Here is a 19,865-nt window from a genome sequence, read left to right on the forward strand (position 1 = left end):
GTATCCTGTGCCGCTAATGGAGGCTTTTTCATGAAAATCTACAAAGTCGGCGGCGCCGTGCGTGACCGCCTGCTGGGCATCAAGGTCACCGATGTCGACCGAGTGGTAGTCGGCACGAGCACCGAAGAAATGCTCGCCAAGGGTTTCAAGCCAGTGGGTTCGGACTTCCCGGTATTCCTGGACCCAAAAAATGGCGATGAGTACGCCCTCGCCCGCACCGAACGCAAGAGTGGTCGGGGTTACGGTGGCTTTGTGTTTCACGCCAGCCCCGAGGTGACGCTGGAAGAAGACCTGATCCGTCGCGACCTGACCATCAACGCCATGGCCGAAGACGACGACGGTAACCTGACTGATCCGTATCACGGCCAGCGCGACCTTGAGTCCCGCATACTTCGTCACGTTTCTCCCGCATTCGCCGAAGATCCCCTCCGAGTTCTCCGTGTCGCCCGCTTTGCCGCGCGCTATGCACACCTGGGTTTTACGGTAGCTCCGGAGACGCTGGAGCTGATGCGCCAACTCAGCGAGTCCGGGGAATTGGAAGCCCTGACCCCGGAGCGCAGCTGGAAAGAAATCTCCAGGGCGCTGATGGAAGATCAGCCCCAGGTGTTTATCCAGGTACTTCGGGACTGTAATGCGCTGAAGATCTTGATGCCGGAAGTGGATGCACTCTTTGGCGTGCCACAACCCGAAGCCCATCACCCCGAGATAGATACTGGCGTGCACACCTTGAGCGTGCTGGAACAAGCTGCGTTGCACAAACAGCCCCTGACCGTGCGCTGGGCCTGCCTGCTGCATGACCTGGGCAAGGGCCTGACGCCTGTGGATAAGTTACCGCAGCACATCGCTCATGAGCATCGAGGCTTGAAGCTGATCAAGGCCGTCAATGAACGCTTCAAAGTGCCGAGGGACTGCCAGGAATTGGCGCTGCTGGTGGGCCAATATCACACCCACGGTCATCGCGCGCAGGAGCTGAAAGCCTCGACGCTGCTGGATTTGCTGCAAAGTTTTGACGTATACCGCAGGCCACAGCGCTTTGAGGAGTTTGTGGTCGCCTGCGAAATGGATGCCCGAGGCCGCAAGGGACTGGAGCAAAGAAGTTATCCACAGGCGAATTACTTACGCGGCGCGGCGAAAGCAGCGCGCGAGGTTGCCGTGGCGCCACTGCTTGAGCAGGGATTCAAGGGGCCGGAGTTGGGCGAGGCGCTCAAGCGTGAACGACTCAGGGCACTCAAAGCCTACAAGGAACTACACAAACCCTCTTAGGAGCGAGTCCGGGGTGAGTTGCTGGCCCTGCCATTCAAATCCGACAGGCGCCAGCACCTGATCAATCTGAGCATCACGCCACAACGCAGCCATCGTCTTTCCCGCTTCAGGGTGCACCCGGTCCGGCGCCATCATCGACAGCGGCCAGAGCACAAAGGCATTTTTCAGGATCTCCGCCCGCGGCAGGATCAAGCCATCGAAGTCACCCACCAACTCGCCATACAGCAGCACGTCGATATCCAGCGGCAGGCCTTTGCGATCCGGCGCATAGCGGCCATTTTCGGCCTCGATGGATTTCAGCCGGCGATCCAACTCCACCAACGACAGGTCGGTATAGGCCGACACCACCAGATTGAAGAACGGCCCGCTTTTGATGCCCACCGGCTGGCTCTCGAACACCGCCGAGCAGCGCATATCCGTCAGGAAACTCGCCAACGCGTCGAGCCCGGCGCACAGATGGGGTTCGCGCTCGATATTACTACCGAGGCCAAGGTAAACCTGAGTCAGCGACATCCGCGCTCAATCTCCACGCCTACACCCTTGGCAGCCGGCACTGCGCCGGGCTTGGTCAGCTTGAGGTGCAGCCAGGGAATCTGGAACTCGCTCATCAGCACTTCGGCCAGGCGTTCGGCAAAGGTCTCGACCAGCTGGTACTGGGACTGCTCGGCAAAGGCCTGGATCCGCGCGGACACGCTGGCGTAATCCAGCGCCAGGGCCAGGTCGTCGCCAGCCGCAGCCGGGCGGTTATCCCAAGCGAAGCTCAGGTCCAGGCGCAGGCATTGACGGATCCCGCGTTCCCAGTCGTAGGCCCCGATCACGGTGTCGACTTCCAGGCCTTCGATAAACACTCTGTCCAAGCTCTTCTCCGCAGCACGACAAGGGCGCGATGCCCCGTTAGAATCAGGGCGTCCTCGCCCGGAATAGTTAGCATGTTTTGGTCACTGGCGATTCTCGCCTACCTGCTCGGCTCGCTCTCCTTCGCCATTTTGCTCAGCCGCCTGACGGGAAATCCCGACCCGCGAATGAGTGGTTCAGGCAATGCCGGCGCCACCAATATGTTGCGCCTGGCCGGCAAGAAGCTCGCCGTACTGACGCTGCTGGGCGACGTGTGCAAGGGCCTGTTGCCCGTACTGATCGCCAACCTCGCAGGCCTGACCCTGCAGCAGCAGGCCTGGGTGGGCGTGTGCGCCGTCCTCGGCCATCTGTTTCCCCTGTACTTCCGTTTTCGCGGCGGTAAAGGTGTCGCCACGGCAGCCGGCATGCTGCTGGGGATCTACCCGCCGGCGGCGTTGCTGGCCGTGCTCGCCTGGCTGCTGACGTTCTACCTGACCCGCACCAGCTCGCTGGCGGCGCTGATCGCCACACCGCTCACCCTGCCGTTGCTGGCCTGGCAGGAACCGGCGGCGCTGCTGCCGATGAGTGTGCTGACACTGCTGATCGTCTGGCGACACCGGGGCAATCTACGCGACCTGTTTGCTGGGCGCGAACGGCATTTTTAAATACCGTCAATGAGCCCGACTCACGTTGCACACTTACAAGGGCGGCAGTTGCTCCATCGGCCAGCGCGCCTGCACGCTGATCGCCAGGCTTTCGTGCTGCCCCGCCTGCAGGCGCTGACAACCGGCATAGGCGATCATCGCGCCGTTGTCGGTGCAGAACTCAGGGCGGGCGTAGAACACATCCCCCCTCATATCACCGAGCATCTTTTCCAATGAACTGCGCAACGCCTTGTTGGCGCTGACGCCACCGGCGATCACCAGGCGCTTCATGCCGGCCTGTTTCAGGGCACGCTTGCACTTGATGGTCAAAGTCTCCACCACGGCCTGCTGGAACGCCAGCGCGATGTCGCAACGGGCTTGCTCACTGTCGTCCCCGGCGCTGACACTGTGCTGCCAGGTATTCAACGCGGAGGTTTTCAAGCCGCTGAAGCTGAACATCAGGCCAGGGCGATCGCACATCGGGCGCGGGAAGGTGTAGCGACCGACAACGCCTTTTTCGGCAAGGCGGGCAATTTCCGGCCCACCCGGGTAATTGAGGCCCATCATCTTCGCGGTCTTGTCGAAAGCTTCGCCGGCGGCGTCGTCCAAGGACTCGCCCAACAGCGTGTATTGACCGATTCCGTCGACCTGGACCAGCTGCGTATGCCCGCCTGAAACCAACAAAGCGACGAACGGGAACTGCGGCGGGTTTTCTTCCAGCATCGGCGCCAGTAAATGGCCTTCCATATGGTGCACGCCGAGGGCCGGAATGCCCCAGGCAAAAGCCAGCGCCTGGGCACAAGAGGCGCCAACCAGAAGGGCTCCGACCAATCCGGGGCCCGCCGTATAGGCAATCGCATCGATCTCGGTCGGCACGCAACCGGCCTCGTCCAACACCTGGCGAATCAACGGCAGCATACGTTTGACGTGATCACGACTGGCCAGCTCCGGCACAACGCCGCCATAGGCCCGATGCAAGTCGATCTGACTGAACAGTGCATCGGCCAAAAGCCCGCGTTCACTGTCGTAAAGTGCGACACCGGTTTCGTCGCAGGAGGTTTCAAGTCCCAGTACTAGCATGGGTTTGCGCCTTGTAGAGGCTGAATTCGAAGGCGCGCATAATAGTCGCCACTCCCCCTCCCGACTAGCGGTTTTCGATCAGAGGCTTTGCATTCCTGCCAATGAGGGGTTAACATCCGCAACCCTTAAAAACCGACGACCTCAGCCGCGAATTTTTTGCGACGAGAACGTTGATTCCCGGTAATGAAAGAAGGTAGCTCTGGATGCCAGCCGTCAAAGTAAAAGAGAACGAACCCTTCGACGTAGCTCTGCGTCGTTTCAAGCGCTCCTGCGAAAAAGCCGGTGTTCTGGCTGAAGTTCGTAGCCGCGAATTTTATGAGAAGCCAACTTCTGAGCGTAAGCGTAAAGCAGCAGCCGCTGTTAAGCGTCACGCCAAGAAAGTTCAGCGCGAGCAGCGCCGCGCCGTTCGTCTGTACTAATACACAGACGTTCGTAGCAAGCTTCTGCCAAGCCCGGCCCTCAGCCGGGCTGTTGGCATTTGCGGATATCGCTTGATGCTTCATCGTTGACGCCGCACACGCGACTGATACACCTGCTTCAAACGTCAGGACTGGCTCTTTTGCCAGCGGTGCACGTCTCTTCTGACGAGCCTAACAAGGCTACTGACGAGCACACTCATTTTGTAAGCAGACGATCAACTGTATCGGCTGTGCCCAGCGACGAGCATCCGAGGCCACGATTGGCCAGCGCCGGACTCGAGGGCAACATTTCCAGGCCGACACACTGATTGAAACTAACGTCAGTGAATGTTCGGCAGATACACTTCCTGACAGCCCAAGCAGACGATTGATGGTCAAGCCATTCGATACGTGCGCTTGAGCACTTCACGGGCACTCATTTGCACGCAGTGATGACGAGAACGCCATGGCCGGGCTGATTCCCCAGAGCTTTATTGACGACCTTCTGAACCGCACCGACATCGTCGATGTTGTCAGCTCGCGCCTGCAATTGAAGAAAGCCGGCAAAAACTACACAGCCTGCTGCCCGTTCCACAAGGAAAAAACCCCGTCATTCAGCGTCAGCCCCGACAAGCAGTTCTACTACTGCTTCGGCTGCGGCGCAGGCGGCAACGCCCTCGGCTTCCTGATGGACCACGACAACCTGGACTTTCCCCAGGCGATCGAGGACCTGGCGAAAGCCGCCGGCATGGAAGTCCCCCGCGAAGAAAGTGGCCGCCCGCATAAACCACGGCAACCCACCGACTCGCCGCTGTACCCGCTGCTGACTGCCGCTGCCGACTTCTACCGTCAGGCCCTTAAAAGCCATCCGCAGCGCAAGGCCGCCGTCGACTACCTGAAAGGGCGCGGCCTGACCGGCGAAATCGCCCGCGACTTCGGCCTCGGCTTTGCCCCACCCGGCTGGGACAACCTGTACAAACACCTGAGCAGCGATACCCTGCAGCAAAAAGCCATGATCGACGCCGGCCTCCTGGTTGAGAACGCCGAGACCGGCAAGCGCTACGACCGCTTCCGCGACCGAGTGATGTTCCCGATCCGCGACAGCCGTGGTCGCATCATCGCCTTCGGCGGCCGAGTACTGGGGGATGACAAGCCCAAGTACCTGAACTCCCCGGAAACCCCGGTATTCCACAAGGGGCAGGAACTCTACGGCCTGTTCGAAGCGCGCAAGAACAATCGAAACCTCGATGAAATCATCGTGGTCGAAGGCTATATGGACGTGATCGCCCTGGCCCAGCAAGGTTTGCGCAACGCCGTGGCCACCCTCGGCACCGCCACCAGCGAAGAACACTTGAAGCGCCTGTTTCGCGTCGTGCCAAGCGTGCTGTTCTGCTTCGACGGTGACCAGGCCGGCCGCAACGCCGCCTGGCGCGCGCTCGAAGCCACCCTGTCGAGCCTGCAGGATGGGCGCCGCGCGCGCTTCCTGTTCCTGCCCGAAGGGGAAGACCCGGATACCCTGGTGCGCTCCGAAGGCACCGACGCATTCCGCGCCCGCATCAATCAACATGCGCAGCCGTTGGCGGATTATTTCTTCCAGCAACTGACCGAAGAAGCCGACCCACGCTCCCTCGAAGGCAAGGCCCATATGGCCACGCTCGCGGCCCCCTTGATCGACAAGGTTCCAGGCGCGAACCTGCGCACCCTGATGCGCCAACGCCTGTTGGAAATTACAGGGCTGAGTGGCGAAGCCGTCAGCCAGCTGGTACACAGCGCACCGCAGGACGCACCACCTGCCTACGACCCAGGCATGGATTATGACGCCATGCCGGACTATGCCGACTTCCATCAACCCCAGGAGGCGTATGCCCCCAGCAGGAATGGACGCCGAAGAAGCCCGGTGCCGGCGGCAAGAAATGGGACAAGAAACCCTGGAGCAAAAACGGCAAGCGCGGTGATCGCGATGAGGCCTACGCGCCTCGCACACCGGTCGCCGTAGAAGCGCCCACATTGATTGCCCTGCGCACGCTTATCCACCACCCGCAATTAGCGAGCAGGGTTGAAAGCGCCGACCATTTTGCCAACGCGAGCAATACCTACGCTCAGGTGCTGATCGCACTGATCGAGGCCGTGCAGAAAAATCCTAAGCTAAACTCCATTCAGCTGATGGCTCGCTGGCATGGCACAGAGCAGGGTCGTTTGTTGAAGGCACTCGCGGAAAAGGAGTGGCTAATTGACGGCGATAACCTTGAACAACAGTTTTTAGACACCATTACTAGGTTATCCGCGGGTCAGCACACGCAGACCCTCGATGAGCTCATCAAGAGAGCAAGACAGCCGGGATTATCGGCTGAAGAGCAAATTCAGATAGCAAAACAGATGCGCGACCTCTTAAAACAGAATGTTTCCGCATCAAACCCGACCTCAGCTGGCGTGTGAGGTCATAGCTCGGGTATAATCCTCGGCTTGTTTTTTGCCCGCCAAGACCTTCAGTGGATAGGGTGTTATGTCCGGAAAAGCGCAACAGCAGTCTCGTATCAAAGAGTTGATCACCCTTGGTCGTGAGCAGAAGTATCTGACTTACGCAGAGGTCAACGATCACCTGCCTGAGGATATTTCAGATCCAGAGCAGGTGGAAGACATCATCCGCATGATTAATGACATGGGGATCCCCGTACACGAGAGTGCTCCGGATGCGGACGCCCTTATGTTGGCCGACGCCGATACCGACGAGGCAGCCGCTGAAGAAGCCGCTGCCGCGTTGGCCGCGGTGGAGACCGACATCGGTCGCACGACTGACCCTGTGCGCATGTATATGCGTGAAATGGGTACCGTCGAGTTGCTGACACGCGAAGGCGAGATCGAAATCGCCAAGCGTATCGAAGAGGGTATCCGTGAAGTGATGGGCGCAATCGCGCACTTCCCTGGCACGGTTGACCACATTCTCTCCGAGTACACTCGCGTCACCACCGAAGGTGGCCGCCTGTCCGACGTCCTGAGCGGTTATATCGACCCGGACGACGGCATCGCGCCGCCTGCCGCCGAAGTACCGCCGCCTGTCGATGCCAAAGCCGCGAAAGCGGACGATGACACCGAAGACGACGATGCCGAAGCCAGCACCGACGACGAAGACGAAGTCGAAAGCGGCCCAGACCCGATCATTGCTGCCCAGCGTTTCGGCGCGGTTTCCGATCAAATGGAAATCACCCGCAAGGCCCTGAAAAAGCACGGTCGCTCCAACAAGCTGGCAATTGCCGAGCTGCTGGCGCTGGCTGAGCTGTTCATGCCGATCAAGCTGGTACCGAAGCAGTTCGAAGGCCTGGTTGAACGGGTTCGTAGCGCCCTTGAGCGTCTGCGTGCACAAGAGCGTGCGATCATGCAGCTCTGTGTCCGCGATGCGCGCATGCCGCGTACCGACTTCCTGCGCCAGTTCCCGGGCCACGAAGTAGACGAAAGCTGGAGCGACGCCCTGGCCAAAGGCAAGGCGAAGTACGCTGAAGCCATTGGTCGCCTGCAGCCGGACATCATCCGTTGCCAGCAGAAGCTGACCGCACTCGAGACCGAAACCGGCCTGACGATTGCCGAGATCAAGGACATCAACCGTCGCATGTCGATCGGTGAGGCCAAGGCCCGCCGCGCGAAGAAAGAGATGGTTGAAGCGAACTTGCGTCTGGTGATCTCCATCGCCAAGAAGTACACCAACCGTGGCCTGCAATTCCTCGATCTGATCCAGGAAGGCAACATCGGCTTGATGAAGGCTGTGGACAAGTTCGAATACCGTCGCGGCTACAAGTTCTCGACTTATGCCACCTGGTGGATCCGTCAGGCGATCACTCGCTCGATCGCCGACCAGGCCCGCACCATCCGTATTCCGGTGCACATGATCGAGACGATCAACAAGCTCAACCGCATTTCCCGGCAGATGCTGCAGGAAATGGGTCGCGAACCGACCCCGGAAGAGCTGGGCGAACGCATGGAAATGCCTGAGGATAAAATCCGCAAGGTATTGAAGATCGCTAAAGAGCCGATCTCCATGGAAACCCCGATCGGTGATGACGAAGACTCCCACCTGGGTGACTTCATCGAAGACTCGACCATGCAGTCGCCAATCGATGTCGCCACTGTTGAGAGCCTTAAGGAAGCGACCCGCGACGTACTGTCCGGCCTCACTGCCCGTGAAGCCAAGGTACTGCGCATGCGTTTCGGCATCGACATGAATACCGACCACACCCTTGAGGAAGTCGGTAAGCAGTTTGACGTGACCCGCGAGCGGATCCGTCAGATCGAAGCCAAGGCGTTGCGCAAGTTGCGCCACCCGACGCGAAGCGAGCATCTGCGCTCCTTCCTCGACGAGTGACACCAGAACCCCCGGCCCAGGCCGGGGGTTTTGCTTTGTACAGATAAAATCCCGCGCAAATCCCCTCCCCCGCAATGCCCGTCTACACTCGAAACATTCCCCGTGCCATAACGAGACCGTTATGCCCAGATTGCCGACTGTGTTACTGCTGTCGCTGCTGACCTGGACCGCAACGGCTGGCGCGTTGACTCTTAGCGATGATGAGCGTGGCTGGCTGGCGGACCATCAGGAGTTGCGCGTGGGGGTGGACGCCTCCTGGCCACCCTTCGAATACCGTGATGAAGAGGGCCGCTACCAAGGCTTGGCGGCGGACTACGTACGCCTGATCCAGGAACGCTTGGGGTCAGGATCAAGCTGATTGAGCCGGTCAATTGGAGTGCCTTGCTGGAGCAGGCACGCCACAACCAACTCGACCTGTTGCCGGGCATCATGTCTACCCCCGAACGCCAGGACTTCATGGCATTCACACGCCCTTACCTGGACTTTCCCATTGTCATCCTCGCCCATAAAGGCGGCGCCCGACCACGCAACCTCAAAGACCTTTATGGGTTGAAGATTGCCGTGGTGGAAAATTATGCTCCCCATGAACTGCTACGCACCCACCATCCAGACCTCAACCTGGTGGCCCTACCCAATGTCAGTTCGACACTGCAGGCCTTGGCCACCGACGAAGTCGACGCCGTAGTGGGCGACCTCGCGTCGAGCGTCTGGAGTCTGCGCCAGCTCAAGCTCGATGGCCTGTACGTAAGTGGCGAAACGCCGTACCGCTATCAATTGGCGATGGGGTACCACGGGACAACAAAATACTGGTGGGCATCCTGGACAAGGTTCTCGCCGACCTCAGCCCGGCCGAAACCGAAGCCATCCAGCAACGCTGGGTGGGCAGCCTCACCGATCACCGTACGTTCTGGACCGACCTGCTGATGTACGGCCTGCCCGCCGTGCTGTTGTTGAGCACCGTTTTGGCCATCGTCATTCGGATCAATCGCCGGCTGAGTTCGGAAATTTCCCGCCGCGTCGCCCTCGAACAGGAACTGCGCAGCAGCGAATACCATTATCGCGGCCTGGTGGAGAGCCTGTCCGCAATCGCCTGGGAAGCCAGCGTTACCGATTTCACCTACAGCTATGTGTCACCCCACGCCGAGGATCTGCTCGGTTACCCGCGCGCCCATTGGCTGATTCCGGGCTTCTGGCGCAACATCATTCACCCCGCCGATCTCATCCGCGCCGAAGCCTATTGCTACCGGGAAACCCGCGCCAACCGCGACCACAGCATCGACTACCGGGTGATCACGGCGGACGGCCGCTGCCTTTGGGTGCGTGACATTGTCAGCCTGATCGAACACGGCCATGAACCAGTGTTGCGGGGCTTGATGATCGACATCAGCGAAGCCAAACGTACTGAAGAGGCGCTGCAGCTTTCCGAGCAAAAGTTTGCTTCCGTGTTTCAGCAATGCCCGGACATCCTGGTGATCGCGCGACTGTCCGATGGCTGCCTGCTTGAGGTCAACAAAGCATTTGAGGATCAAGTGGGCCTGAAAGCCGCGCAGGTGATCGGAAAAACCGCGACCGCCCTGAATATCTGGGGCATCCCCGGTATCGGCACCGATCTGTTGAAACGCGTGCAAACCACCAGCATTCGCAACCTGGAAATGCCCTTTCTGCGCAGCAATGGCCAGGCCTTTATCGGGCTGATTTCCGCCGAGCCGTTTCAACTCGACACCACTGAAGCCATTGTGGTGGTGGTCCGCGACATCACCCAGCTCAAGGAAACCCAGCAACAACTGCAAATCTCCGAAGAGAAATTCGCCAAGGCCTTCCACGCCTCTCCCGATGGCTTGCTGCTGAGCCGCCAGCGAGATGGCCTGCTGATTGAAGTGAACGATGGTTTCAGTCGCATCACCGGCTTCAACAGTACGACATCCCTCGACCAATCGACCCTTGACCTGGGCATCTGGGTCGATCTTAACGAACGCAAGCACATGCTGGAGTTGATGCATCGAGATGGATACGTGCGTGACTTCATCTGCCATATACGCCGCAGCGACGGGCAGATCCGGCTGTGCGAAGTCTCCAGCCGCCCACTGCCGATCGCCGGTGAAGACTGCATGCTCACCATCGCCCGGGACATCACCGAGCGCCAGTTGATGCAGGAAAAACTGCAACAGGCCGCGACGGTATTCGAGAGTACCGCCGAGGGCGTATTGATCACCGACACGCGCCAGAACATCAGCGCCGTCAACCGTGCCTTCAGTGAAATCACCGGCTACAGCGAAGCCGAAGCCCTTGGCCACACACCGCGCCTGCTCGCCTCCGGCCTGCATGACAGCGCCTTCTACGCCGCCATGTGGCACCAGTTGACGGCCCAGGGTCATTGGCAGGGCGAAATTTCCAACCGCCGCAAGAACGGCGAGTTATACCCCAGTTGGCTGACCATCAGCGCCGTGCGCAACCGCGACCAGTTGATCACGCATTTTGTCGCGGTGTTTGCCGACATCTCCAGCCTCAAGCTGGCCCAGGCGCGCCTCGACTATCAGGCGCACCACGACCCGCTGACCGGCCTGCCGAACCGCACACTGTTTGAAAGTCGGCTGCAGGCGGCCCTCAACGGCCATCAGGAAACCGGCAAACAAGGCGCGGTGCTGTTTCTCGACCTGGATCGTTTCAAACACATCAATGACAGCCTCGGCCACCCGATCGGCGACCTGCTGCTCAAAGACATCGCCGTACGCCTCAAGGAGCAACTGCGTGACATCGACACCGTCGCGCGCCTGGGCGGCGATGAATTCATCATCCTGCTGCCCGGACTGCAACACGCCAGCGACGCCGAGCAACTGGCCAATAAGCTGCTGGCCTGCTTCACCCCGCCGTTCCAGGCCGGCGAACACGAGTTCTTCATCAGCGCCAGCATCGGCACCAGCCTGTACCCCCAGGACGGTACCGACGTGGCCACCCTGGTCAAGAACGCCGACGCCGCGATGTACCGCTCCAAGGCCAAGGGGCGTAACCGGGTCGAAAGCTATACCCGTGATCTGACTGTACAGGCCAATGAGCGCGTAGCGTTGGAGCACGAATTGCGCCGCGCCATTGAGCGTGATGAATTGAGCCTGTATTACCAACCAAAACTGAGCCTGGCGACCCAGGAACTGATCGGCGCCGAAGCGCTGATTCGCTGGCGGCACCCCATGTTTGGCGAGGTCCCGCCCGAACACTTCATCGCCCTCGCCGAAGAGAACGGCACTATCCTGCAGATTGGAGATTGGGTCCTGGAACAGGCCTGCCTGCAAATGCACACCTGGCAAACCACTTTCGATGACTTTGGCCCACTATCGGTCAACCTCGCCGGCGCGCAATTGCGCCACCCTGGTTTACTGGCTCGTATCGAACAGTTACTGCGCGACTACAGCCTCGAACCGGGCTGCCTGCAATTGGAGATCACTGAAAACTTCATCATGAGCCAGGCCGAAGAAGCGCTGGCAGTCCTGCACCAACTCAAGCGCCTGGGCGTACAGCTGGCGATCGACGATTTCGGCACCGGCTATTCGTCCCTCAGCTATCTCAAGCGACTGCCCCTGGACTTCCTGAAGATCGACCAGTCCTTCGTCCGCGGCCTACCTGACGACCCCCACGACGCCGCCATCGTGCGCGCCATCATCGCCCTGGGCCACAGCATGCAATTCACCATCATCGCAGAAGGCGTGGAGAACCCCGCGCAGCAAGCCTTCCTGGCCGCTGAAGGCTGCGAGCAGATGCAGGGCTACATTGTCAGCCTGCCGCTACCGCCCGAGCTTTTTGCGGCGACCTTCCTTCGCAGGAGCATTGAGGATTTTTCGGATAGCACAGTGGAGAAACCATCGTTATAATCCGCGACCTACTGAGGGCCTATAGCTCAGTTGGTCAGAGCAGAGGACTCATAATCCTTTGGTCCACGGTTCAAGTCCGTGTGGGCCCACCAATTCGAAAGCCGCGCATTGCGCGGCTTTTGCGTGTCTGGCACAGACGTTTTGCGTGGGGGGCGGCCTACAACCTTACTTCGCAAACAACTGCCCAATATCCCTGAACGCCTTGAACTCCAACGCATTGCCGCACGGGTCGAACAGGAACAATGTCGCCTGCTCACCCACCTGTCCCTTGAACCGAATATGCGGTTCCAACACAAACGTCGTCTGCCGCGCCTGTAGACGGTCTGCCAGGGCGTGCCAATCTTCCCAGCCCAGCACCACGCCAAAATGCGGCACGGGCACGTCGTGGCCGTCGACAGCGTTGGTGTGGGCGGCTTCCTGGGAGGCGGTTTTCGGGTGTTCGTGGATCACCAGTTGATGGCCGAAGAAGTTGAAGTCGACCCAGTGTTCGCTGGAGCGGCCCTCCTCCAACCCAAAGACGTCGCCGTAGAAGTGCCGTGCAGCGGCGAGATCGAATACCGGAATTGCCAGGTGAAAGGGCGCGAGTGTCATCAGTCCAAACCTCTATGGGCGTTAGCTAGCCGAGTTTAGCCTTGCTCCCAACGATGAAAAGACGATAGTTTTTGCGTCGAGCTCAAAAAATTTTGATGAATCGAGACTCCCATGCTGCGTGAATTGAAGACCTTTATTGCGGTAACGCGCCACGGGACGTTTGCGGCAGCGGGCATGCATATCGGGCTGACGCAGTCAGCGGTGAGTGCCCAGATTCGTCAGTTGGAGCAAGCGCTGGGCGTGCAGTTGTTCGACCGCACCGGCCGCCAGGCCACCCTGAATGCCGCCGGTTTGCGCGCATTACCCTTGGCCAAGGAGATTCTGGAGACCTTCAACCGCATGGCGGTGCCGGTGAATACCAACGAATACCGGGGTGAGTTGAAAGTCGGTGCTATCACTACGGCTCAAACCGGTTTGCTGCCCCAGGCGTTGGTGCGCTTGCGCCAGGCCGCGCCAACGGTTGAGTGCAAGTTGGTGCCTGGTGTCTCCCTGGAGCTGTTGAACCAGGTCGACGCTGGAGAGTTGGATTCGGCAATCATCATTCGACCGCCCTTCGACCTGCCCAAGGAGTTGTATGTGCAGGTGCTGCGCAAGGAGCCGTTCGTGTTGGTCGTGCCGAACACTTTGGTGGGCGACGACCCTTTGCACCTACTCAACACCCAGCCCCATGTGCGCTATGACCGTGCTTCGTTTGGCGGCCGACTCGTGAGCCGGTTTCTGCGCGAGCAGAAGCTTGAGGTGCAAGTGGCGCTGGAGCTGGATGAACTCGAAGCCATCGTCAGGATGGTGGAGTGTGGCCTGGGCGTATCGTTGATTCCAAAGGCAGGCTTGTGGCTGGAGCGCTCGCCCCAAGTAAGAATAATCCCGCTGGGCAAGCTGACATTTTACCGCGAGATCATCCTGCTGGGCCGCTACAGCCAACGTCACCTGCCGGTGCCACAACTGTTTGCCCGCTGCCTGCTGGCCGATCCAAGCCTGTAACATGCGTTCCCATTGCCGCCCGTCACGGAGCCCCACGTGCCTGTTCTAGATGAAATCGATCGCCAGTTGATCGCCGCCTTGCAGATCAATGCACGCGAAAGCGTGGCCATGCTCGCCCGGCAGTTGGGCATTGCGCGCACCACGGTGACGTCGCGCCTTGCGCGCCTGGAGAAAACCCAGGTGATCACCGGTTATGGTGTGCGCCTGGGTCAACGCGTTGCAGATGGCGGCTTGCAGGCCTATGTGGGGATCACCGTGCAACCGCGCTCGGGCAAAGAAGTGCTGCGCAGGCTGAGCGCCATGGCCCAGGTTCAACAATTGTGCGCGGTCAGCGGCGAGTTCGATTACGTGGCCTGGTTGCGCACCGATTCGCCGGAACAGCTCGATCAATTACTGGACCAGATCGGCAGTGTCGATGGCGTGGAGAAAACCACCACATCGATCATCCTCAGTAACAAATTGGATCGCGGCCAACCAATCTGACCACCTAATTCGTCACTATGACTAAAAACAATTCATTCCGACGACACTTTGCGTCTTATTAACGAACGCAACGCTCCCTAAACTGGCTGCCATCTTTTCCTATACTCAGCGGGTCACTTCCCGCCGAGTCGTCAGCAAGGGCCCGCCATGAGCATTCCGTCCAGCACCATTAGCAAGACCCATCGCCACCCTGCCGACGGTAAAAAACCCATCACCATCTTTGGCCCGGATTTCCCGTTCGCCTTCGATGACTGGATCGAACACCCCGCCGGACTCGGCAGTATCCCCGCCGCCAATCACGGTGCAGAAGTGGCCATCGTCGGCGCCGGTATCGCCGGGCTGGTCGCCGCCTACGAGCTGATGAAGCTGGGCCTCAAGCCCGTGGTGTATGAGGCCTCGAAGATGGGCGGCCGTTTGCGCTCCCAGGCCTTCGAAGGCGCCGAAGGCATCATCGCCGAGCTGGGCGGCATGCGCTTTCCGGTGTCGTCCACCGCGTTCTATCACTACGTCGACAAGCTGGGCCTGGAAACCAAACCCTTCCCCAACCCGCTGACGCCGGCTTCCGGCAGTACGGTGATCGATCTGGAAGGGCAGACCCACTACGCACAAAAGCTGTCCGATCTGCCTGCGCTGTTCCAGGAAGTGGCTGACGCCTGGGCCGACGCCCTGGAAGCCGGCTCGCAGTTCGGCGATATCCAGCAAGCCATCCGCGACCGTGATGTGCCGCGCCTCAAAGCGCTGTGGAACAAGCTGGTGCCCTTGTGGGACGACCGCACCTTCTACGACTTCGTAGCGACCTCCAAGGCTTTCGCACAGTTATCGTTCCACCACCGCGAGGTGTTTGGCCAGGTAGGCTTCGGCACCGGTGGCTGGGACTCGGATTTCCCCAACTCGATGCTGGAAATATTCCGCGTGGTCATGACCAACTGTGACGATCACCAGCACCTGGTGGTCGGCGGCGTAGCCCAGGTGCCGATGGGCATCTGGCGCCATGTGCCGGAACGATGCGCCCACTGGCCCGCCGGTACCAGCCTGAGCTCGCTGCACCGCGGTGCACCACGGGCCGGGGTAAAACGCATCGCCCATGCTGCCGAGGGCCGTTTCGCGGTGACCGACAATTACGGCGATACCCGCGAATACGCGGCCGTGCTCACCACCTGCCAAAGCTGGCTGCTGACCACCCAGATCGAGTGCGATGAAACCCTGTTCTCGCAAAAGATGTGGATGGCCCTGGACCGTACCCGCTACATGCAATCGTCAAAGACCTTCGTGATGGTCGACCGCCCATTCTGGAAAGACAAAGACCCGGAGACCGGCCGCGACCTGATGAGCATGACCCTCACCGATCGCCTCACTCGCGGCACTTACCTTTTCGACAACGGCGACGACAAACCAGGGGTGATCTGCCTGTCGTACTCGTGGATGAGCGACGCGCTGAAAATGCTCCCGCAGCCCATCGACAAGCGGGTGAAACTGGCGCTGGACGCCTTGAACAAGATCTACCCGAAAGTCGACATCAAGGCGCGCATCATCGGCGACCCGATCACTGTGTCCTGGGAGGCCGACCCGCATTTCCTCGGGGCCTTCAAAGGCGCGTTGCCAGGTCATTACCGCTACAACCAGCGCATGTATGCGCACTTCATGCAGAAGGACATGCCCGCTGAACAACGCGGGATTTTTATCGCCGGTGACGACGTGTCCTGGACTCCAGCATGGGTGGAGGGCGCGGTACAAACCTCACTGAACGCGGTATGGGGCATCATGACCCACTTTGGTGGCAGCACTCACCCCGAGAACCCGGGGCCGGGTGATGTGTTCGATGAGATCGGGCCGATTGCCCTGGCCGATTAAGGAGTTACGCCATGCGTGTCGCCCTGTACCAATGCCCGCCGCTACCGCTGGATGTAGCCGGGAACCTCAAGCGCCTGCACCAGCTCGCGCATGAAGCGACCGATGCCGATGTGCTGGTGCTGCCGGAGATGTTCCTCACCGGTTACAACATCGGCGCCGAAGCCGTAGGTGCATTGGCCGAAGCGCAGGATGGGGAGTCTGCGCAAGCCATTGCCGAAATCGCACAAAACGCCGGGCGGGCCATTCTGTACGGCTATCCGGAGCGGGCCGAAGACGGGCAGATCTACAACGCCGTGCAGTTGATCGACGCCCACGGCCAGCGCCAGTGCAACTACCGCAAGACCCATCTGTTCGGGGATCTGGATCACTCGATGTTCAGTGCCGGCGACGATGATTTCCCGCTGGTGGAACTCAACGGATGGAAGTTGGGGTTCCTGATCTGCTATGACCTGGAGTTCCCGGAAAACACCCGACGCCTGGCCCTGGCCGGTGCCGAGCTGATCCTGGTGCCCACCGCCAATATGGTGCCGTTCGACTTTGTCGCCGATGTCACCGTGCGGGCGCGGGCCTTCGAGAACCAGTGCTACGTGGCCTACGCCAATTACTGCGGGCACGAAGGCGATATCCAGTACTGCGGGCAAAGCAGCATTGCCGCACCGGATGGCCAGCGAATCGCCCAGGCGGGCCTGGATGAAGCCTTGATTGTCGGGACAGCGGATCGGCAATCGATCCTCGACGCCCGCGCCGCCAACCATTACCTGCAAGACCGGCGTCCCGAGCTTTACGGCCCGCTGTACAAGCCCTGACTGAATGGGTTTGTTAGCATAGGCACTTGCCCCGTTCTGGAAGTGCCCATGCCCGCCCCGGCCCACCTTTATCCCGTTCACCTGACCCTGGCCAATGGCCTGCGTGTTTCCCTGCGTCATGCACCGCGCTTAAAACGTTGCGCGGCGGCGCTGCGGGTGGCTGCCGGTAGCCACGACGTGCCGTTGGCCTGGCCGGGGCTGGCGCATTTTCTTGAGCATTTGTTGTTTCTGGGAACCGAGCGATTTCCTGCAGGCGAAGGGCTGATGGCCTACGTGCAGCGCCACGGCGGCCAAGTGAATGCAAGCACCCGCGAGCGCACCACGGACTTCTTCTTTGAACTACCGGTTTCAGTCTTTGCCCACGGGCTGGAGCGGCTGGCGGACATGCTGACCCATCCACGCCTGACCCCGGAAGATCAACTGCGCGAGCGCGAAGTGCTGCACGCCGAGTACGTCGCCTGGTCCCAGGATGCCAAGGCACAGCAGCAGGTGGCGCTGCTCGAAGGCTTGGCAGCAGATCATCCACTGCGCGGCTTTCACGCGGGCAACCGCGACAGCCTGCCGGTGGAGCGCGAGGCATTTCAGCAAGCACTGCGGGAGTTCCACACGCATTTCTATCAAAGCGGGCAGATGACACTGAGCCTCGCCGGCCCGCAACCGCTGCAAGAACTGGAAGCCCTGGCGCAGCGTTTCAGCGCGCCACTGATCGCTGGCCCCTTGCATCCGCAGGCCTCACCACCGGCCTTGATGCAAGGCCAGGCTCGGCGCTATCAACACATCGACAACAACCACCTGCACCACGTCATCACCTGTGACGCGCCCCGTGAAGCCCTGGATTTCCTCTGCACCTGGCTCAATGCCTCTGCGCCGGGCGGGCTGCTCGCCGAGTTGAAAACCCTACACTTGGCCAGCGCCCTGCAGGCATCGGTGCTGTACCACTTCGCCGGACAAGCCGTGCTGGATATCGACTTTACACTCGACAGCAAGGACGAACCGACCACACCCATTGAGACGCTGCTGCACGACTGGCTGAGCTTTTTCGCCCACAGCAATTGGACGCCACTGCGCGAAGAGTTCGCCCTGCTGAACACTCGCCAACAACAGGTCCAGGGCGCCCTGGCATTGGCTCGAAACGACAGCGAAGACCTCAGTGAACAGGGCGTCGCTGCGCTCAAGGCCCTGCTTGATTCACTGCACTTGCCGCCCGCCGAACACCGTTGGCAACTGCCCCCGAGCAACCCGTTCCTGCGCCCACCGGTCAAAGAAGAACGCGCCGGCCTGATTCGTGGCCAAACCAGCGCTCACCGAGGCTTGCGCACGTTTGCCCAGGATCGTTCACGGGGGCGAAGGGACGTATCAGCGCTGACCTTCAGCCAGGCCTTGGCGGATGACGGCGATGAAGGCGCGCTGTACGTGCAGTGGCGCTTCGACGCGCCAGCGCCTGCCGGGCTGGAAAACACCTTGCAGCCATTGCGTGAGCATGCGCGCCAGGCGGGCGTCGAATTATCGTTCGAAGCCACCGGCCATGATTGGCTGGTGAAGATGACCGGGCTGCACGAGCCGATGCCGGCCGTGCTGGAGGCGTTGGCGCAGCGCCTGAACCTGCCGCAGGAAACTGCCCCGGCACCTGCGCCCATGATCGCTATCCGGGAACTGCTCCAGGCCCTGCCCACGTGCTGCGCCACCGGCCGTGCCGACGCCAGCGAACAGCCTGGATCCTGGGCCACTGCCCGCTGGCACGGCCTGGGGCTGAGTCTGCCCGCCGCATGTGAAACGTTGATAAAGGCCGCCGCCGCCCGTCTGCCTGGGCAACCTGCACACTTCGAACCTTCTCTTCAACACCTCGGTGGTCAACGTGTATGGCATACGGTTAAAACTGACTCAACCGAAGCCGCCGTGCTGCTGTTTTGCCCGGCACCCAGCCAATCCCTGGCCGATGAAGCCTCATGGCGGCTGCTTGGGCACCTGCTCCAAGGGCCGTTCTACCAACGCCTGAGGGTCGAGTTGCAATTGGGCTACGCCGTATTCAGCGGTGTCCGACAGATCAACGGGCAAACCGGCCTGCTGTTGGGTGTGCAATCACCCAGCGTTTCACTGGCAGGTATCGTCGATCATCTGCAAGCCTTCCTGAAACACCTACCGTTGTTGATCGACGGCAGCGATGACGTGGGCAATCACGCCTTGGCACAGCAGTTCTGCGCTACGACGTTACCGATCACCCAAAGCGCCGAACTGCTTTGGCACGCGCGCCTGGCGGGCCATCCGTCGGATTACCTGTACCGGCTTCAACAGCTGATCCAGGCCCGCACACGGGAGGACCTGCAACACGCGGCCCAACAGCTGCAGGATGCGACCGGCGGCTGGCGCTGCATCGCCAACGGCCCGCCTGTCGACGAGAGCTGGCAACCAGCGAGCTGATCATTGCCAACCCTGCAACAGGCTTTTTCCACCAAGACAGCGCTAACTTGAGAAGAATTGCGTAACATTCCCACGCACACATCTGAACATCTCCGACTGGAGGTGGACTATATGTATTACTTGGTAGTAAACGTCCCATCCCTTCGTAGGAGTAAGAATATGACCTGGTCCAAACCTGCTTACACTGATCTGCGCATCGGCTTCGAAGTCACCATGTACTTCGCCAGCCGCTAAGCCGCTGGGTAATACAACGCCTCGGTTCGCCCGGGGCGTTTTTGTTTTGAGCTTTGCTTGATGGA

Annotated in this window: 14 protein-coding genes, 1 tRNA gene and 2 pseudogenes; 13 read left to right on the top strand and 4 right to left on the bottom strand. The window is 60.3% G+C overall.

The window, feature by feature from the left end:
* Positions 1–30 precede the first annotated feature (30 nt).
* Entirely contained in the window at positions 31–1,263 is a 1,233-nt protein-coding gene (locus NIBR502773_RS12490) for a multifunctional CCA addition/repair protein (RefSeq protein WP_141156147.1), read from the top strand.
* Here NIBR502773_RS12490 and folK read toward each other — a convergent pair.
* Together folK and folB are read right to left on the bottom strand one after the other, a co-directional pair.
* Complete coding sequence (gene folK, locus NIBR502773_RS12495; protein WP_141156148.1) at positions 1,246–1,776, bottom strand: 2-amino-4-hydroxy-6-hydroxymethyldihydropteridine diphosphokinase; 531 nt, start codon at positions 1,774–1,776, stop codon at positions 1,246–1,248. The two genes, NIBR502773_RS12490 and folK, sit on opposite strands and share 18 nt — an antisense overlap.
* On the bottom strand, positions 1,767–2,120 hold the full coding sequence (folB, locus tag NIBR502773_RS12500; RefSeq protein ID WP_046069798.1) for a dihydroneopterin aldolase: 354 nt from the start codon (positions 2,118–2,120) through the stop codon (positions 1,767–1,769). The genes folK and folB overlap by 10 nt, the downstream gene beginning before the upstream one ends.
* Before the next feature lie 72 nt (positions 2,121–2,192).
* Here folB and plsY point away from each other — a divergent pair, with 72 nt between their 5' ends.
* Positions 2,193–2,762 carry a glycerol-3-phosphate 1-O-acyltransferase PlsY gene (gene plsY, locus NIBR502773_RS12505; RefSeq protein ID WP_053131126.1) on the top strand — a complete coding sequence of 190 codons (570 nt, stop codon included), beginning with the start codon at positions 2,193–2,195 and terminating at the stop codon, positions 2,760–2,762.
* A gap of 33 nt (positions 2,763–2,795) precedes the next feature.
* Here the strand turns inward: plsY and tsaD are convergent, their stop codons facing one another.
* Positions 2,796–3,821, bottom strand: coding sequence for a tRNA (adenosine(37)-N6)-threonylcarbamoyltransferase complex transferase subunit TsaD (gene tsaD / locus NIBR502773_RS12510; RefSeq protein WP_141156149.1), 1,026 nt, complete (start codon positions 3,819–3,821; stop codon positions 2,796–2,798).
* Between the two features lie 203 nt (positions 3,822–4,024).
* Here tsaD and rpsU point away from each other — a divergent pair, with 203 nt between their 5' ends.
* The 5 genes and pseudogenes from rpsU (at position 4,025) to NIBR502773_RS12535 (ending at position 12,528) form a co-directional block, all read left to right on the top strand.
* The gene (gene rpsU / locus NIBR502773_RS12515; protein WP_002551877.1) at positions 4,025–4,240 is read left to right on the top strand and encodes a 30S ribosomal protein S21; all 216 of its coding nucleotides are present in this window, start codon (positions 4,025–4,027) and stop codon (positions 4,238–4,240) included.
* A gap of 445 nt (positions 4,241–4,685) precedes the next feature.
* A pseudogene (dnaG, locus tag NIBR502773_RS12520) lies at positions 4,686–6,655 on the top strand (DNA primase).
* A gap of 67 nt (positions 6,656–6,722) precedes the next feature.
* A complete protein-coding gene (rpoD, locus tag NIBR502773_RS12525; protein WP_027605925.1) occupies positions 6,723–8,573 on the top strand; it encodes an RNA polymerase sigma factor RpoD in 1,851 nt (616 codons plus the stop codon).
* Between the two features lie 121 nt (positions 8,574–8,694).
* Positions 8,695–12,436: pseudogene (locus tag NIBR502773_RS12530) on the top strand (EAL domain-containing protein).
* A 15-nt stretch (positions 12,437–12,451) separates the two neighbouring features.
* Positions 12,452–12,528, top strand: a tRNA-Ile gene (locus tag NIBR502773_RS12535).
* A 73-nt stretch (positions 12,529–12,601) separates the two neighbouring features.
* Here NIBR502773_RS12535 and NIBR502773_RS12540 read toward each other — a convergent pair.
* On the bottom strand, positions 12,602–13,027 hold the full coding sequence (locus tag NIBR502773_RS12540) for a VOC family protein (protein WP_027605927.1): 426 nt from the start codon (positions 13,025–13,027) through the stop codon (positions 12,602–12,604).
* Positions 13,028–13,138: 111 nt separating this feature from the next.
* Between NIBR502773_RS12540 and NIBR502773_RS12545 the strand changes: the two genes are divergently transcribed.
* From NIBR502773_RS12545 to pqqA, 6 genes are all read left to right on the top strand, one after another.
* Positions 13,139–14,008 (top strand): LysR family transcriptional regulator, encoded by an 870-nt coding sequence (locus tag NIBR502773_RS12545; protein ID WP_141156150.1) that lies wholly within the window; start codon positions 13,139–13,141, stop codon positions 14,006–14,008.
* 36 nt (positions 14,009–14,044) lie between these two features.
* Positions 14,045–14,491: an Lrp/AsnC family transcriptional regulator gene (locus tag NIBR502773_RS12550; RefSeq protein ID WP_032883895.1), complete on the top strand. Its 447-nt coding sequence runs from the start codon at positions 14,045–14,047 to the stop codon at positions 14,489–14,491.
* 168 nt (positions 14,492–14,659) lie between these two features.
* A complete protein-coding gene (locus tag NIBR502773_RS12555; protein ID WP_141157839.1) occupies positions 14,660–16,342 on the top strand; it encodes an NAD(P)/FAD-dependent oxidoreductase in 1,683 nt (560 codons plus the stop codon).
* Between the two features lie 11 nt (positions 16,343–16,353).
* The gene (locus NIBR502773_RS12560) at positions 16,354–17,148 is read left to right on the top strand and encodes a carbon-nitrogen hydrolase family protein (RefSeq protein WP_141156151.1); all 795 of its coding nucleotides are present in this window, start codon (positions 16,354–16,356) and stop codon (positions 17,146–17,148) included.
* Positions 17,149–17,196: 48 nt separating this feature from the next.
* Entirely contained in the window at positions 17,197–19,566 is a 2,370-nt protein-coding gene (gene pqqF / locus NIBR502773_RS12565; protein ID WP_141156152.1) for a pyrroloquinoline quinone biosynthesis protein PqqF, read from the top strand.
* A gap of 159 nt (positions 19,567–19,725) precedes the next feature.
* Positions 19,726–19,800 carry a pyrroloquinoline quinone precursor peptide PqqA gene (pqqA, locus tag NIBR502773_RS12570; RefSeq protein WP_003194766.1) on the top strand — a complete coding sequence of 25 codons (75 nt, stop codon included), beginning with the start codon at positions 19,726–19,728 and terminating at the stop codon, positions 19,798–19,800.
* The last annotated feature ends 65 nt before the right edge of the window (positions 19,801–19,865 follow it).

It is taken from the genome of Pseudomonas sp. NIBRBAC000502773, assembly GCF_006517195.1.
Taxonomy (GTDB): Bacteria; Pseudomonadota; Gammaproteobacteria; order Pseudomonadales; family Pseudomonadaceae; genus Aquipseudomonas; species Aquipseudomonas marginalis.